This is a genomic window from Deltaproteobacteria bacterium (assembly GCA_030690165.1).
Lineage (GTDB): Bacteria > Desulfobacterota > GWC2-55-46 > UBA9637 > UBA9637 > JACRNJ01.
Map to the genome: position 1 here is coordinate 38,798 of JAUYHF010000041.1, position 15,449 is coordinate 54,246.

Below are 15,449 nucleotides of genomic sequence, written 5' to 3' on the forward strand. Positions count from 1 at the left end.
CACATCGCGCATGATGCCTGACAAGCCAAGGAAAGTTCCGCGATTACAAGTTTGACTTTCATGCTATCGGATGGCAATAATTTTCGGAACCTGGCGCGTGAACAACCGCAATAAGCGTTGAATCGTTCTAATTTCTTCTGTATATCAACATCATCAATGCGGCCTATCTTCATGGTATTGATACCCCAAACTTGGCAACACGGATATACTTCCCCTTGAGTGTTGACAAACATCTCTTTGAAATGACATGCAGTTTTGGGGCCGGTTGATCTTAAATATGCAAATAGAAAACGCGCTCTCCATGCCACAGCGCCAACGAGAGGGGTTCGCTTAATTAATTCTTTGAATGCATATAAGTTCTTCTTAAACATGCAAAACTCCAAGAATGTTAATAACCAAAAGGGTAACGCCCTTCTTTGAAATTTAACACGTCCGGCGTAAGACTATATTTAACTCCGTCCATGTAATGAGTGCACTTCTTGCAAATTTCGGGCAAATTTTCCGTGCCAAAAGAGGATCTGATTTTTTTATACTTTTCGCTATTCCAGATCTCTTTCAAAGTTTCTTTCCTGCAATCACCTATTGTCAATTCAGGAGAAATTGCTTCGTTCATACAGGAACAGGCAACTGCCAGCCCGGAGGAAGTTATACCCAGTCCTATATAAAAAACGAAACAGGGGTTCAATTTAGCCTGCGAGGGAATGTTTTCTCTAAAAATTGCGCCTGCCGGCAAATCTTCTTCGCCTACGGTTCCACCCCAATTGGAATAAACATTATCAATCGTAATGTCAATTCCCAACTTTTTAAATTCTTTGAAATCAGGGCTTTTAAACACTTCGGACTTTTTAGCCACTCTAAGAATCAATCCAAGAACGTATGCCGGTTTTATTGTATTCCTTAACTTTACGAAATTGACGATATTTGATTTAACTTTCTCGTATTTATCCACCCCGTACATTTTATGGTAGGATTCTCTTGTTAGCCCTCCGATACTGAAATGCATGATATCCGTATTGTTAATAAAATAACCCCAATCATCCTTAATTCTATCTAGTGCAATGCCATTTGTCACGACGGTGATTGTGCCTATCTTGGGATATCTTCTCGCTATTTCTATCCTTTCCAGACATTTTGAGTCTAAAAAAAAGTCCCCGTTAATCGGAGAAAAATCAAGCGACCCTCCGCCCATTTCCGAATATTCCCTGATTATCTTTTCATATAACTCCAGCGACATTTCTTCTTTTTTTCTATTGTTTTTTTTTGGGTAAGAACAAAAACAACATCTTGCATTGCAAATGTTAATGGTTTCTATATTTAAGCTGAAAGGCCTTTTATTTATAAGTTCCTCGAATCTCTTGTTTCTTTTCAAAAAAATATGCTTGATTCTGGCAATAATTCTGCCGATCCTAAACTCCTTTACCAGTATTTTGGCGAAGATAAAGTTGTAATACTTGCATAATGCAGTAAGCTCCTCTAAGTATGCAAAATTTATAAAAGCCATAAACCCTTTTGCCATTTTTGCTTTCCCACCTATCTCTTTATTTTTCTTAACACTTTCGTTAAGACAAAATAAAATCCGAACTGTTTAAAGTTTCTGTATAGCAGGAATATCCGCATCTTTGCAAGGTGAAATACCTTCCCAAAGACAAAAATGATAAGCGAACGGTAGAGTTTGTATTTGACGGCCTCGCTCGCGATTTTTTTCAGACTGCCGAACTCAAACCAGTATGTCGCCATGTTCGACATAAGCCATGCCTTGACCCTGTCTTCCACCGGAAACTGCGCGGTAAAAGCCGGCGGAATTTGGTAATTGCCCTGCGGGTCGATGAGGGTGGAAAAATTGCGTAGTTCGCCCACGCTTCCGTTTTTTCCATACCACGCGCGCACATCGGTTCCGGGCCACGGCACGCACATGTTCCAAAAGGCATAATCGGCTTTATGAGTTTTCGCGAATTGCAGCGATGCCATGTGACGCTCAAGGTTGTCTTCGGGAAGCCCTATGACAAAGCACATGCCGAGCGTAAGCCCGTGTTTTTTGATTAACCTCGCGGCCCCGGCTATTTTTTCAAGCGTCTCCCCCTTGTGTGTCAGTTCAAATACCTCTGGGTGTCCGCTTTCCACGCCAAGGCAGATGTTCTGTCCGCCCGCTGACACGTAAAGTTCAATCATCTCCTCGTCAATCAGGTCCGCGCGCACATTGTCCACCGTGAGTTGGCAATGAAGGTCAGCATCTTTAAACATCTTCAAAAATTCTTTAAAACGATTCTTGTTTATGGTCGGGACATCATCGGTAATGCTTATTGTCCTTATGTTCGGGTATCTTTTTTTTGCCTCGACAATCTGCCTCACGCAAAGCGAGAGGTCTCTTAATCTTACCTTTCTTCCAGCCACCATTTTTACGTTGCAGAACGAGCAGTCAAAGGGACAACCCCTGCTTAACTGTATCTGGTAGTCGGATAGAAATTCGTTTCCATAGGCTATGTCCAGATTAACCGCCGGGATTTCCTGTGGGGAAGGCAGCGTGCAATCTATTGAAACCGGTGTTTCCCCCTTTTTTGCCGTTGCCACGAGGTCTTTTATAATCCCCTCGGCCTCGCCGCGCACCGTGTAGCTGACCCGGCGATCGGAGCCAAAATCGTCGGGAAACATGATAAAATGGGGACCTCCAAGTATTATGGGCGCAGCAGTGGAGTCAGATACCCTTTCTATTATAGATAGGCATTCGTCATAAACATACGTAAATACGGTTATTCCGATTACATCGGGCTTGAAACTTTCGATCACCTCTTCTATTTCGGGGACTCTGATTTTTCCTCTGAGCCCCCTTAAAAAAGCGTAATCCATTACCACCACTTCATGACCGTGATGCTTCAGCATACCGCCAAGAAGGGTTTGCCCCATGTGCATGCGACCCACGGTGAAGTAATCATTTTTGCAGGGGTTTATAAAAAGCACGCGTTTTCTCATCGCCTGTAACTTCCGTACCAAATCTATCGTCTTCCTTAATCCAACATTAAAAACAAAAAAATCTTATAACCTTCTGTGCTTTAGCAGTAGTCATATATTGTTTTTATATCCATCCTTTAATCCAGTAGATACCTAACCCCATAAACTCCCATATAGTCTCATCAAATAAGCGCAACCTATCCATAGCTCCCACCCTGTAGATAGTGTAATTTGGGGCATGCGCGGGCATAAAATTTAAGCCCATCTTTTTTGCAATTCTTGCAACCCTGTACATGTGAGTACCGGATGACACAAGAAGGCTCGTCTTTAAATTATTCTCTTTCATTAAAAACATTGCCTTTTTTATATTCTCATATGTATGAGTTGATGTTTTTTCTATTATTATATCATTTTCATCAGTACCCAGTCTAACAGCGAGATCCTTCATTACCATAGAATCTATTGTGCTAATTCTGGAATCATCAGAAGATTCTGCAAATGCATCTGTGAACTTCCTTGTGGTAGAATTAATTGAGCTCCCAACTATCATCAATTTTGGCGCATAGCCCATCTTAAAGAGGTTTATACCTTGTAATATTCTCTCATTAGATGATGTTGTAAGCGTTCCACCCTGATATGCACCTCCTGCCAAAACAATAATTACATCCGCCTTTTTATAAGTTGGCTCAATCTCAAGCAAATTGGCTAACTGGTTAGACACGGGTGTAAACATTATTATCAATGCACCTGTAGTAAATGCTGCACAGAAATACTTAACCGCCCTAAAAATATATTTTATAAAACTGTCGAACATCTATGCCTGCCTGTTTTTTAGACTTTCAATATCTGCTTTTACCATTATCTCCACCATATCTTTAAATGACACATTGGGTTTCCAGCCAAGTTTTTCCATAGCCTTTTTAGGATTTCCAACAAGTATCGTTTCTTCTGGTAATCTTACCAGTGCTGGGTCTATTACAACATAATCCTTCCAGTTTAACCCTGCATATTCAAATGCCGTTTCAACAAAATATTTAACTGTATGTGTCCTTCCTGTTGCAATTACATAATCATCAGGGATGTCCTGCTGTAACATTAGCCACATTGCTTTTACATAATCTTCTGCAAAACCCCAATCCCTCTTTGCATCTAGACTGCCAAGCCTAATTTCTTTCTGGAGCCCAAGTTTTATTGCAGCAGCGCCATTTGCAATCTTTCTCGTAACATATTCCATATCCCTCCGTGGAGATTCATGGTTAAATAGTATTCCCGAACATGCAAACATATTATATTTTTCTCTGTAATTTTTTGTTAACCAGTATGCGTAAACCTTTGCTGCACCGTAAGGATTTCTCGGATTGAACGGTGTTTTTTCATCCTGAGGTGATTTTTTTGCATTGCCAAACATCTCGGAAGATGACGCCTGATAAAATCTTGCATCGGATTTAAACTTTCTGATGGATTCAAGCAATCTTGCCACACCTGTGGCATTTATATCTGCAGTCAGCACAGGATGTTCCCATGAAAGCGGTATGAATGACTGCGATGCAAGGTTGTAAATCTCATCAGGTCTTGCCTTCTTTATTGCCTCATCAATTGATGACTGGTCTGTCAAGTCCCCCTGCACAAAAGAAATCCTATCTTTGACATGCTTTATTCTCTCAAAGTTTTCAAAACCAGAACGTCTTACAAACCCATATACTTCATAGCCTTTTCCCAACAATAGCTCAACAAGATATGAGCCGTCCTGTCCTGCTATGCCTGTTATTAAAGCCCTTTTTTTATTCATATCACCTTTGACTGTCTGATATTACTGATTTGAATACATCCAATGTTTGCCTTGCTGTACTTTCCCATGAAAATTTCCTTGCCTGTTCAAATCCTTTTTTAATTAGTTCATTCCTGATGTTTTTATCAGCAACGATTGTGTGTATTTTTACAGCAATATCTTCAATATTCATGGGGTTAAAAAACAAGCCTGCATCTTCAACGACCTCAGGCAGAGATGTTGTATTGGATACCGCTACCGGCGTGCCACATGTCATCGCCTCAATGGGCGGGATGCCAAAACCCTCAAATAAAGATGGAAAGACAAATATAGCAGCGCCTTTGTAGAGAATTGGTATGTCTTCTACAGGTACCCATCCTGTGAAGATTACGTCTTTTTCAAGAGACATGCCTTTTATTGCGCCTTCCACAGCCTTTGATGCCCTTGCTTTCATACCCACCAGTACAAGTTTATGACTGCTTCCATACCTGTCTTTAAGTATTTTATATGCCTCTATAAGCCTGTAGAGGTTTTTATGCGGGTGGAACGCGGCAACAGAAAGTATGTAATCTTGATCTATCTTATATTTTTTCTTTACCTCTCTTATCTTTTCCTCTGTCCAATCCGCAGTATTGGAAAAAATATTTGCAGCAAGATAGATTGGCACGACCTTATTAGATGGCACATCCAGCACATTTTCTATATCCCTTTTTGAATTATTGGACAGGACAATTATCCTGTCTGCAACCCTTGCAGACAATGGGATAAGCAGTTTCCAGAAAATAAGCTCAAACCTTGAAAAATCCTCCGGGTGGTGATAGTAATTCAAATCATATATTGCCACAACCTGTTTGCATTTTGTAAAGACAGGCGCTGTATAGCCCGGGGAAAACAGGATATCAATTTTATATTTCAATGTCTGAAACGGTAAAACAAACTGTTCCCAGAGTATCCTCCCCGGCTTAAAAGACGCATTGATAGGGCAAAGCACTTTGTGAAAATTTGGTTTATCTATCCTAAACTCATTAAAATTTTCCCTGTTTGCAAATATGAAATATTCGTTTCCATTATCAATATCAGATAATTTTGATAAAAGATTTCTTATGTATGTCTCGCTGCCGCCAACCTTGCCAGGGATAAAAAAGAGCGTGTTAATCCCTATACGCATTCATATCCCTATTTTTCGTGTACCACTCTATTGCCTTTTTTAGCCCTTCTCTAAAATCGGTTGTCGCCTTAAATCCAAATTCCCTCTCAGCCCTTGTCGTATCAAGACACCTTCTTGGCTGACCATCAGGTTTTGTAGTATCCCATGTTATCCTGCCTTTAAAGCCGCTTAACTCCACGATAAGTTCTACTAAATCCTTTATCTTTATTTCCTTGCCAACGCCAAGATTTACCGGCTCGGGCTTATTGTATCTTTCTGCTGCCAGCAGTATCCCTTCTGCGCAGTCTTCAACATATAAAAACTCCCTTGATGGATTTCCTGTACCCCATATAACCACTTCATCTATACCATTATCAATTGCATCAACCATCTTTTTTATAAGCGCTGGAATAACATGGGAAGACTTTGGATCAAAATTATCTCTTGGTCCATAAAGATTAACAGGGAGTAGGTATATTGCATTGAACCCATACTGCTGTCTGTAGGCCTGCGCCTGAACAAGGAGCATCTTTTTTGCAATGCCATAAGGCGCATTTGTTTCCTCAGGATAACCATCCCAGAGGTTGTCCTCTTTAAACGGCACAGGGGTAAATTTTGGATATGCGCAGACAGTTCCGAGGCATACAAACTTCTCCACACCATTTTGCCTCGCAGCCTCCATGAGTTGAATACCCATTATTGCATTGTCATAAAAGAGTATCGCAGGGTTTTCTCTATTAAAACCAATGCCGCCGACCTTTCCTGCAAGATGTATTGCAATATCAACACCCTCAACAACCCTCCGGCAGTTTTCCCATTTACGCAAATCCGCCTCACTGCTTCTCGGTATAATAATATTCTGCCTCGGCATACCTCTTTCCATGAGCTTTTCAACAATAAAAGAGCCAAGAAAACCTGCCCCGCCTGTTACAAGTATTTTTTTATTATCCCAAAATGACATCAGTCTTTTTTCCACCACCTATTTGGAAATTTTTTATTTAATATCTTATCTCCCTCGCCAATAGGTTTAAGCCCGATTGCCTTCATATCCGTGTCAACCATAATCTTCGTTAAGTCCTTAAATGTAATCTTTGGTTTCCATTTTAATATTTTCCTTGCTTTAGACGGATTTGCAATCAATACATCCACCTCTGTTGGTCTGAAATATTTCTTGTCAATCTTTACATATCTTTTCCAATCAAGACCCGCATAATCAAATGCCTCTTCAGCAAATTCCTTTACAGAATGAGTTTCACCTGTTCCAAATACATAGTCATCGGATTTATTATGCTGGAGTATCTTCCACATTCCCTCTACATATTCAGGCGCAAACCCCCAATCCCTTTTTGCATCAAGATTTCCGAGATATAAAAACTTCTGCCTCCCTGCAATGATATTTGTAATAGCCCTTGTTATCTTCCTTGTTACAAATGTCTCGCCCCTTCTTGGAGATTCGTGGTTGAAAAGTATGCCGTTGCACGCAAATAGATTATAACCCTCTCTGTAATTAACAGTCATCCAAAAGGCATACGCCTTTGCAGCGGCATAAGGGCTTCTTGGGTAGAATGGGGTTTTTTCGCTTTGAGGGGGTTTAGCAGAGCCAAACATCTCAGATGATGACGCCTGATAAAATCTTGTCTTTATGCCGCTTCTCTTTATAGCCTCAAGTATCCTTGTTGTGCCGAGCCCTGTCACATCACCTGTGTATTCAGGTATGTCAAAACTCACTCTTACATGACTCTGTGCGCCAAGATGATATATCTCATCAGGCTTAACATTATAAATGAGATTTGTTAACTGGCTCGCATCGGTTAAGTCGCCGTAATGAAGAAACAATCTTGCCTTCGGGTCATGAGGGTCAATATAGATATGGTCTATCCTTCCGGTGTTAAATGTTGAAGCCCTTCTTATAACACCATGAACCTCGTATCCCTTTGATAGCAATAATTCAGCCAGATATGAGCCGTCCTGGCCTGTTATGCCTGTTATAAGCGCTTTTTTAGGCATGGGCTTCTCCTTTATATATATTATTTATGACTTCATAATATTTATTCACAGCAATGTTTCTGTCATAAAACCTCATAAATGCGTCCCTCCCGTTTTTCCCCATTCTTATCCGCATCTCTGGATTTTCGTATAATTCAAATATCTTGTTATGTAAATTATTTGCGTCCTCAACAATGCCGCAGTTATTTTGTTTTATTATAGAGGCGATTTCACTATCCTGTGCGCATACGGCTATAACAGGCTTCCCAACCGCAAGGCAGCTATAAAATTTACTTGGGACAACCTTGCCTTCCGCAGATTTTTTAATGGATACAAGAGAGACATCGCAGGCATTCAGGCTGTACAACAATTCCTTTCTTGGCTGGTATGGTAAAAATACGACATTAGGCAAACCCTTTTCTGCAACAAAATCTTCCATCCCCTTTTTTTCAGTGCCGCCTCCTATAAAAAGGAAGGCAATATTTTTTTTATCTCTTAATTTATCCATTGCAGACTTTATCGGCTCAAATTCATGGACAACCGTCATATTCCCTGAATATAAAACAATAAATTTCCCTTCCAGATTATATTTTTTTATAAATGGATTTTTGTCTTTATCCAGAGGATATATCTCTTTGCCATCTGACCAGTTGTGTATAACCTCTATCTTTTTTTCATCAACACCATTTTTGATAAGTCCCTTTTTCATGGCATCGCCCAAAACAATAATCTTATCCGCTTTTTTGTAAATCCATTTTGATATGGCCTCCAATGTCTTTAATATTAAATTATTTTTTACAAGCCCAATATCCCTTACAACATCAGGATATAAATCCTGAACGCAAAATATAAATTTCGAACCCTTTACACTTTTTAGCAAAACCCCTATAAATGCAATGTAAGGCGGGGTTGACAGCGCCATAACCACATCGTGTCGCTGCAAAAAGACAGTCTTCAGCATCGCGGATATATAAAATGTAAGCCAATTTGGTATGCGGTAGATTAAATATTTTGTAGAGAATCTCGTATTGAAGACCCTGATAATATCTATGCCATTATATCTTTCTCTCTTTGGGGCATCATAATCAAAACCCTCAAGATTGTAGCTCGGCCTTCCTGTCAGGACAGTTACATCAATACCCTTTTTTACCAAATCCTCTGCCAGGTCTGTCATAAGCTGGCCTGTTGGCGCTATCTCAGGATAAAAGTGCTGGTTTATTATAAGAATCTTCATCCGGGAAACTGTCTGTTTTTCCGCTAACCTTATGGTCTTGTTTTTAAAGGCTCCAAAACTGTAATCAAATCCTTTATCTCCTCAAATTTTTCCTTGCCTATACCGGCCAATTTAATCTCCCCTATTTTCTTAAAGCCTTTATTTTTCTTTCTATATTCAATAACAGCGTTGGCATCCTTTTCAGATATTCCAGGAAGGGAAAGTAGCGCCGGGGTTGTAGCCGTATTGATGTCCATAAAAACCCTGAGGTCGCTTTTCCCTGTTGTGGTCAGGTGTTCCCTTGTTTTATTAAAGACTGCATCCCCTATCCCCTTGACCCTCTTCATCTGTTCAATAGCCTTAAACCCTCCCAACTCTTCCCGATACTTTACTATTCTGTGGCTTGTCTTTTCTCCAATACCCGGCAAAAGTGAAAAATCCTGCTTGGATGCCTCATTGATATTGAGTTTTCCTGTTATAACCTTACGTGTCTCTTCAGCAACGGCGGCCCCTGCAACCATCATAAAAAAGGTTATAAATATAACTATTAATATCTTTTTAACCATGCTTAATCCCTCCTTATTTGCAGGTTCAGTGTCTATTATTAAAATAACACTGAAACGAAAACCTTGTCAAGAAATTCAGTCAGGTTTTGCCCTTGATGTATTTTCCCAAATATGTTAACAAGCTTTACCATCACACCTTCCCCCTGTCCCCCTCCGTGAGGGGGATAAAGGGGGAGGGTGCGGGGGTTGCATTATTTTTGGAGGGACTATGGATTTTATCATGGATTTTGACCCGTTTAAGATTCTAAAAAAGGCATTGAAAATGGGCGGCGATTTTGCAGACATCTATATAGAGGAGACGGTCAATACATCCATAATCTGCGAAGAGAATAAAATTGAGAAGGTCATATCAGGAAGGGATAGGGGATTGGGGCTTCGGGTTATCTTTGATTTTAAGACAGCCTATGCATATACGAATGATTTAACAGAAAAAGGGCTTCTGGAACTGGCAGATGTGGTAAGCAAGGCTGTAAAAGATGGAAAGGCAATCCCCCCTAACCCCACCTTTAACAAAGGGGGGGGTAAGAAGGATATAGCACAAGGTTTTTCCATAAAAACTCCGTCTTCCGGTGTTGACCTTTCAAAAAAGGTTCTTCTGGTTAAAAAGGCAGATTCGTTTGCAAGGGGTTTTGATAAAAAGATCGGCCAGGTAAAGGCGGTATATGGCGACGGTTTCAGGCAGATGGCTGTTGTAAACTCTTTGGGCCAATGGCTTGAGGAAAACAGGACATGGATTTTGTTTTTGGTTCAGGTTGTTGCAAGGGAAGGGAATGTTGTGCAGACAGGTTATGAATCTGTCGGCGGTGTTATGGGCTTGGAGATATTTGAGGAAAATCCTCCGGAAAAGGTTGCTGAAACAGCCGCAAAGAGGGCCATTCTCATGCTCAGGGCAAGGAAGGCGTCGGGGGGGAAGATGCCTGTTGTTTTATCCAGCGAGGCAGGCGGCACTATGATTCACGAGGCTGTTGGCCACGGCCTTGAGGCAGACCTGGCACAGCAGGGCCTTTCAGTATATTCAGGAAAGGTTGGGGCAAAGATTGCCTCTCCTTTAATAACCGTAATAGACGATGCAACTATTCCATATAAAAGAGGTTCATTTTTCTTTGACGATGAGGGAAGTCTGGGTCAGAAGACTATCCTTGTAGAAAACGGGGTCTTGAAAAACTATATGTATGACCGTCTCTCTGCAATGAAGGACGGCTGTAAATCCACAGGCAACGGCAGGCGGGGGTCTTATCACCACAGGCCAATACCGAGGATGACAAACACAATGATTGCGCCGGGCAAATCAAGTCCGGATGAAATCATAAAGTCCCTTGAAAAAGGGCTTTTTGTAAAAAAGATGGGCGGCGGCCAGGTGAATACAGTCAACGGCGATTTTGTGTTTGAGGTTACAGAAGGCTACTTAATAGAAAAAGGAAAGATTGGAGAGCCTGTAAGAGGCGCAACCCTTACAGGGAGCGGCCCTGAGATATTAAAAAACATAGACATGGTCGGCTTTGACCTCGGCTTCGGGATAGGCACATGCGGAAAGGATGCGCAGGGTGTGCCGGTTTCAGATGCCCAGCCCACACTGCGCATACCGGAGATTGTTGTAGGCGGAGAGGTAAAATAATAAAGAACCACAGTGTCAGAGTATCAGGGTAAAAACTTTGACACTGTGGTTCTTTGACACTTTGACTCTTACTAACTCACTCAATGGTAAGAGCGCCTTCTTCCAGAATTACCTCGTACCTGTATCCGCCTCCAAAATCCCTATCTGCGGCCAGCACACCGGTTGCAAGAATGATATCACCAACCTTTGCATTCTGTTGTGTAGTGACTGTAATATCATTAGTTCCTTGTTTGCCGCTGCCATCCTGCAGGTGAACCCAGTTCTTTCCACTGATGCCTGTATTAATTTTTACTGCCTTGCCGCGGACAGCGACCTTCTTGCCATTTAGCTCAGCCTTTTTGGCATACAGCTCTTCAACCGTATATCCGCCTTTTGCCTTTGTAATCGCGCCTTTTTCAGCAGCCAGGGAATCTTTATTCAAACCAGCTGCAATGAAAATAGCCAATAGTAAGGCCGTGATGCTTAATAAATAGACTCTCATTTGTATCCTCCTTATGTTTTTTACCGGGTTAGAGAGACATTTTATAAAGGAGAAAAATCCCATTTGCAGGCACGATGCAGAAAAGATGGGTTTGACCCTTTTTCCCATGACATTCTAACGAGGCTTATATGTTTTTTAAAATAACACGCTTCAACCAACTAATCAATCTATTTCTCTCCATATATGGAGGATTTAAAATCTATACTTTTTAACGGGGTTTACAGATGAGGCCTTCTATGGTAAGAATTATATACTTATAAAATATATTTTTATGCTTTCCATAAAAGTCCTCTCCATAGTATTTCCTGTATTCAGCATCATAGGCCTCGGGTTTATATTTGCGCGCTTTAAAAAGATAAGCCTTGAGCCGGTGATTGAAATCCTTCTCTATCTCACCATCCCAGCTCTTGTAATATCATCCCTCACAAAAAGGCATCTGGTTCCGGGCGAATTAGTTATAGTATCCCTTGCGGCATCCGGCGTTGTTGTCGGCACAGGTTTAGTAAGTCTCATATATCTAAGGATTATAAACAGAAAGGAATTAAAGGGCTTCTATCTGCCGACGATGTTTATGAACTCAGGCAACATGGCATTTCCCATCGCCCTCCTTGCATTCGGCGAAGAAGGCCTTGCAATAGCAATAATATACTATGTGGCAATAAGCCTTCTTGTATATTCCCTCGGGATATATATAGCAAAGGGCCAGGGCGGATTTTCAGAGATATTCAAGCTGCCCTTGATATACGCATCTATGGCCGGCATAACCATAAATCTCACTGATACATCTCTGCCAAAATCTATTCTGTCTACAGTTGAGATACTCGGCAGCGCGACAATCCCTCTGATGCTAATAAGCCTCGGCTATCGGCTCCATTCAACACGTCTGACATCGCTTAACATATCCATAGCAGGGGCGCTCATAAGGATTGCAGGCGGATGTCTGATTGCGTATCTTATAACAACACTGTCCGGGATAGACGGTTTGAATCAGAAGATAATTATTCTGTCATCATCAATGCCCTCGGCAGTAATAAATTTTATCGTAAGTTATAGATATAAATTGCATTCAGAACTTGTCGCCTCTATTATATCCATAAGCACAGTTTTAAGTCTTATAACAACACCGGTTATTCTGGCTATGATACTATAGCTTCATATACCTTGCCGACCAGATTGGCAGAGGGTTTGAGGGTCTTTTCCCCCTCTGTCCAGTTTGCCGGACATACCTCATCAGTATGGATTGCGGCATAGACATTTGCCTTGACCTTTCTCAAAAGCTCAGATGCGTTTCTGCCGACATTGTAGAAATTCACCTCTGATGCAACAAGTTTCCCATCAGGATTTATAAGAAAAGACCCTCTCAGCGCAAGGCCTGTTGCCTCATCATAAACCCCGAACATCCTTGATACCTTCCCTGTAGGGTCTGCGGCCATAAGATATTTTACACCCTTCAGAAGCCTTTCAGACTGCTGCCATGCGAGGTGAGAAAACTTTGTGTCAGTGCTTACAGAAACAACCTCGCAGCCCGCTGCCTTCAGTTCTTTGTGTTTTTCAGCAAGATCATTAAGCTCAGTTGGACATATAAAGGTAAAATCTGCGGGATAGAAAACGAGAGCCATCCACCGTCTTTTTGTCTTTACCTCTTCAAGGCTTATTTTCCCAAAGTCTCTCTTTACAGGGTCATACACCTCCATTTCGAAGTTTTCTACCATTTGTCCTGTCCTTATATAGTTTTCCATGTTTACTCCCTCCTTTTTTCTTTTTTTGGCATTCCCTGCAGATACCATAGCATAGAAATCTATAATGAACTACTTAGAAATTTACAACCTTGAAGCCTCTCTCATATACTCTTCCACAACCTGCTTTAGGATTGCATAAACATCATCTTCATTAGCAAGCTCTTTAAGGACATCCGCAAGTTTCGGATGTCTGCCGAGTTTTCCACTTGCCATGATCCGGGCTCCTTTTTTCTCAATAACAATAGATCCTGTCGGACAGGCTTCAGCACAATCATCACATAAGACACAAAGGTTATAATCAAATACAGGTCTTGCGCCAATTATCCTTACAGCGCCTTCCTCCTTGCATATCTCGGTGCATTTCATACATTCTATACAAGGGGCGTCAGTTACTATGGGCTTTGCCTGGCCGCTTATGCCAAAGGCCTTTATCTGAGGCTGGGAGCAGGCATTAGGGCAGCCTGCAAGCGCAACTTTAAACTTCATGTGATAGAGGAGTTTTCCCCTGGCCTTTGCCTTTATATGCTCGCCAAGACCCAATTCATCCAGCAGGGTCTCTATCTTATCAGCAATCGGTTTTGGGTTTATTATGGCATGGGGACAGCCTGTTGTCCCTGCCCTGCAGATGGCTATATCATAAGGAGAAACAGCCTTTTCCTCAGGGTTTGGCGGAGGGACAATTTTGAGAGGCTCTTTTTTCATCTGATTTGAGGCGGAAGTTTATTCACATATATCCAGCATGCTTATCTTTGAGGCCACTGCCTCAGAGATTTTTATGAATGTCTCTGTCTGCGGTGAAGACGGGTTGAAGATAACTATAGGCTTACCGCTGTCCCCGCCCTCTCTGATGCCTGTGTCAATGGGGATTTTGCCGAGGAGCGGCACATTATAGCACTGGCTTGTCTTTTCTCCGCCGCCGTGACTGAATATCTCGGTCTTTTCTCCGCAGTGCGGACACTGGAAATAGCTCATGTTTTCTATAATGCCAAGTATGGGAACCTTTACCTCATGGAACATCTTTATGGCACGTCTTGCATCTATCAAGGCAACATCCTGAGGTGTTGTAACAACAACTGCGCCTGTTAGAGGGATTGTCTGGACAAGTGTAAGCTGTGCATCGCCTGTGCCTGGCGGAAGGTCTATAACAAGATAATCCAAATCGCCCCATGCCACACCTGTTAAAAACTGTTTTACAATCTGCATGACCATAGGCCCGCGCCATACGAGCGGCATCTCCTCATCCAGCATAAAACCCACTGACATGAGCTTTATGCCATAATTGCTTATGGGTAATATCTTTTTATCTGGCGTGGTTTGAAGCTGCTTATGAATTCCCATCATCATTGGTATGCTGGGGCCATAAATATCAGTATCCAGAAGGCCCACCTTCGCGCCGCTTTTACTGAGCGCAAGGGCAAGGTTTACAGCAACAGTGGATTTACCCACACCGCCTTTACCGCTTGCAACTGCTATGGTATTTTTCACCTTTGGTATGGGTTCTTTATCCGGAAGTTTCCTGGCTGATGGAACCTCTGCCGTTCTTTCAACAACAACCTCTTTTACTCCCGGGACAGCCAAAACTGCATTTTTAGAGTTTTCTGTGAGCTCTTTTCTTAGAGGACAAGCAGGTGTGGTTAGAACAAGCCGGAACGTTATCTTTGCCCCGTCGATCCGTATATCTTTTATCATATTGAGGGTAACAAGGTCTTTGCCCAGTTCCGGGTCCATTACCTTGCTTAATGCCTCCAATACTGAAGCCTGAGTTATTTCTTTAACGGGATTCATTGGCCGCCTCATTCAATTTTTTTAAAAGCGCATTTAAATCCGCCTTATCCCTTTTTGCAGCATCTTCAATGCTTACAGCGCCTCCGCAACATGAGTCTATATGAAATTTGCTGAAGACCCCGATTGTATCCGGATACAGTTTGATTGCATCATTGACAACCATAGTTTGTGTAATTTTTTCTTTGATTGTAACCATAGTTTTT

16 protein-coding genes are annotated in these 15,449 nt (G+C 41.7%); 2 read left to right on the forward strand and 14 right to left on the reverse strand.

Annotated elements, in window-relative coordinates; genetic code table 11:
- Positions 1-388: 388 nt before the first annotated feature.
- The 9 genes from Q8P28_06745 to Q8P28_06785 all read right to left on the reverse strand — a co-directional run bounded on the left by Q8P28_06745 (position 389) and on the right by Q8P28_06785 (position 9,626).
- Positions 389-1,516: an SPASM domain-containing protein gene (locus Q8P28_06745; GenBank protein MDP2682485.1), complete on the reverse strand. Its 1,128-nt coding sequence runs from the start codon at positions 1,514-1,516 to the stop codon at positions 389-391.
- Between the two features lie 14 nt (positions 1,517-1,530).
- Positions 1,531-2,967 carry a radical SAM protein gene (locus tag Q8P28_06750; GenBank protein MDP2682486.1) on the reverse strand — a complete coding sequence of 479 codons (1,437 nt, stop codon included), beginning with the start codon at positions 2,965-2,967 and terminating at the stop codon, positions 1,531-1,533.
- A gap of 103 nt (positions 2,968-3,070) precedes the next feature.
- Positions 3,071-3,760, reverse strand: coding sequence for a YdcF family protein (locus tag Q8P28_06755; protein ID MDP2682487.1), 690 nt, complete (start codon positions 3,758-3,760; stop codon positions 3,071-3,073).
- On the reverse strand, positions 3,761-4,735 hold the full coding sequence (gene gmd, locus Q8P28_06760) for a GDP-mannose 4,6-dehydratase (protein ID MDP2682488.1): 975 nt from the start codon (positions 4,733-4,735) through the stop codon (positions 3,761-3,763). It abuts the gene before it with no gap.
- A gap of 1 nt (position 4,736) precedes the next feature.
- Entirely contained in the window at positions 4,737-5,882 is a 1,146-nt protein-coding gene (locus Q8P28_06765; protein ID MDP2682489.1) for a glycosyltransferase family 1 protein, read from the reverse strand.
- The gene (locus Q8P28_06770; protein MDP2682490.1) at positions 5,866-6,822 is read right to left on the reverse strand and encodes a GDP-L-fucose synthase; all 957 of its coding nucleotides are present in this window, start codon (positions 6,820-6,822) and stop codon (positions 5,866-5,868) included. Before Q8P28_06770 ends, Q8P28_06765 begins: the two co-directional genes overlap by 17 nt.
- Positions 6,822-7,868, reverse strand: coding sequence for a GDP-mannose 4,6-dehydratase (gmd, locus tag Q8P28_06775; protein ID MDP2682491.1), 1,047 nt, complete (start codon positions 7,866-7,868; stop codon positions 6,822-6,824). Before gmd (Q8P28_06775) ends, Q8P28_06770 begins: the two co-directional genes overlap by 1 nt.
- On the reverse strand, positions 7,861-9,081 hold the full coding sequence (locus Q8P28_06780) for a glycosyltransferase family 4 protein (GenBank protein ID MDP2682492.1): 1,221 nt from the start codon (positions 9,079-9,081) through the stop codon (positions 7,861-7,863). The genes gmd (Q8P28_06775) and Q8P28_06780 overlap by 8 nt, the downstream gene beginning before the upstream one ends.
- A gap of 29 nt (positions 9,082-9,110) precedes the next feature.
- The gene (locus Q8P28_06785) at positions 9,111-9,626 is read right to left on the reverse strand and encodes a helix-hairpin-helix domain-containing protein (GenBank protein MDP2682493.1); all 516 of its coding nucleotides are present in this window, start codon (positions 9,624-9,626) and stop codon (positions 9,111-9,113) included.
- Between the two features lie 208 nt (positions 9,627-9,834).
- Between Q8P28_06785 and Q8P28_06790 the strand changes: the two genes are divergently transcribed.
- Complete coding sequence (locus Q8P28_06790) at positions 9,835-11,241, forward strand: TldD/PmbA family protein (GenBank protein ID MDP2682494.1); 1,407 nt, start codon at positions 9,835-9,837, stop codon at positions 11,239-11,241.
- 76 nt (positions 11,242-11,317) lie between these two features.
- Here the strand turns inward: Q8P28_06790 and Q8P28_06795 are convergent, their stop codons facing one another.
- On the reverse strand, positions 11,318-11,722 hold the full coding sequence (locus Q8P28_06795) for a hypothetical protein (protein ID MDP2682495.1): 405 nt from the start codon (positions 11,720-11,722) through the stop codon (positions 11,318-11,320).
- 271 nt (positions 11,723-11,993) lie between these two features.
- Between Q8P28_06795 and Q8P28_06800 the strand changes: the two genes are divergently transcribed.
- Positions 11,994-12,872 (forward strand): AEC family transporter, encoded by an 879-nt coding sequence (locus tag Q8P28_06800; protein MDP2682496.1) that lies wholly within the window; start codon positions 11,994-11,996, stop codon positions 12,870-12,872.
- Here the strand turns inward: Q8P28_06800 and Q8P28_06805 are convergent.
- From Q8P28_06805 to Q8P28_06820, 4 genes are all read right to left on the reverse strand, one after another.
- Positions 12,859-13,461 (reverse strand): redoxin domain-containing protein, encoded by a 603-nt coding sequence (locus Q8P28_06805; GenBank protein MDP2682497.1) that lies wholly within the window; start codon positions 13,459-13,461, stop codon positions 12,859-12,861. The genes Q8P28_06800 and Q8P28_06805 overlap by 14 nt on opposite strands.
- 81 nt (positions 13,462-13,542) lie before the next feature.
- On the reverse strand, positions 13,543-14,163 hold the full coding sequence (locus tag Q8P28_06810; GenBank protein ID MDP2682498.1) for a 4Fe-4S binding protein: 621 nt from the start codon (positions 14,161-14,163) through the stop codon (positions 13,543-13,545).
- Positions 14,164-14,181: 18 nt separating this feature from the next.
- Positions 14,182-15,246 carry an iron-sulfur cluster carrier protein ApbC gene (gene apbC / locus Q8P28_06815; protein MDP2682499.1) on the reverse strand — a complete coding sequence of 355 codons (1,065 nt, stop codon included), beginning with the start codon at positions 15,244-15,246 and terminating at the stop codon, positions 14,182-14,184.
- On the reverse strand, positions 15,233-15,442 hold the full coding sequence (locus Q8P28_06820) for a DUF542 domain-containing protein (protein ID MDP2682500.1): 210 nt from the start codon (positions 15,440-15,442) through the stop codon (positions 15,233-15,235). Before Q8P28_06820 ends, apbC begins: the two co-directional genes overlap by 14 nt.
- Between the last annotated feature and the right edge of the window lie 7 nt (positions 15,443-15,449).

Coding starts and splice junctions, on each gene's coding strand:
- Q8P28_06745 (MDP2682485.1), bottom strand. CDS start 1,516: ATGGCAAAAGGGTTTATGGCTTTTATAAATTTTGCATACTTAGAGGAG.
- Q8P28_06750 (MDP2682486.1), bottom strand. CDS start 2,967: ATGAGAAAACGCGTGCTTTTTATAAACCCCTGCAAAAATGATTACTTC.
- Q8P28_06755 (MDP2682487.1), bottom strand. CDS start 3,760: ATGTTCGACAGTTTTATAAAATATATTTTTAGGGCGGTTAAGTATTTC.
- gmd (MDP2682488.1), bottom strand. CDS start 4,735: ATGAATAAAAAAAGGGCTTTAATAACAGGCATAGCAGGACAGGACGGC.
- Q8P28_06765 (MDP2682489.1), bottom strand. CDS start 5,882: ATGCGTATAGGGATTAACACGCTCTTTTTTATCCCTGGCAAGGTTGGC.
- Q8P28_06770 (MDP2682490.1), bottom strand. CDS start 6,822: ATGTCATTTTGGGATAATAAAAAAATACTTGTAACAGGCGGGGCAGGT.
- gmd (MDP2682491.1), bottom strand. CDS start 7,868: ATGCCTAAAAAAGCGCTTATAACAGGCATAACAGGCCAGGACGGCTCA.
- Q8P28_06780 (MDP2682492.1), bottom strand. CDS start 9,081: ATGAAGATTCTTATAATAAACCAGCACTTTTATCCTGAGATAGCGCCA.
- Q8P28_06785 (MDP2682493.1), bottom strand. CDS start 9,626: ATGGTTAAAAAGATATTAATAGTTATATTTATAACCTTTTTTATGATG.
- Q8P28_06790 (MDP2682494.1), top strand. CDS start 9,835: ATGGATTTTATCATGGATTTTGACCCGTTTAAGATTCTAAAAAAGGCA.
- Q8P28_06795 (MDP2682495.1), bottom strand. CDS start 11,722: ATGAGAGTCTATTTATTAAGCATCACGGCCTTACTATTGGCTATTTTC.
- Q8P28_06800 (MDP2682496.1), top strand. CDS start 11,994: ATGCTTTCCATAAAAGTCCTCTCCATAGTATTTCCTGTATTCAGCATC.
- Q8P28_06805 (MDP2682497.1), bottom strand. CDS start 13,461: ATGGAAAACTATATAAGGACAGGACAAATGGTAGAAAACTTCGAAATG.
- Q8P28_06810 (MDP2682498.1), bottom strand. CDS start 14,163: ATGAAAAAAGAGCCTCTCAAAATTGTCCCTCCGCCAAACCCTGAGGAA.
- apbC (MDP2682499.1), bottom strand. CDS start 15,246: ATGAATCCCGTTAAAGAAATAACTCAGGCTTCAGTATTGGAGGCATTA.
- Q8P28_06820 (MDP2682500.1), bottom strand. CDS start 15,442: ATGGTTACAATCAAAGAAAAAATTACACAAACTATGGTTGTCAATGAT.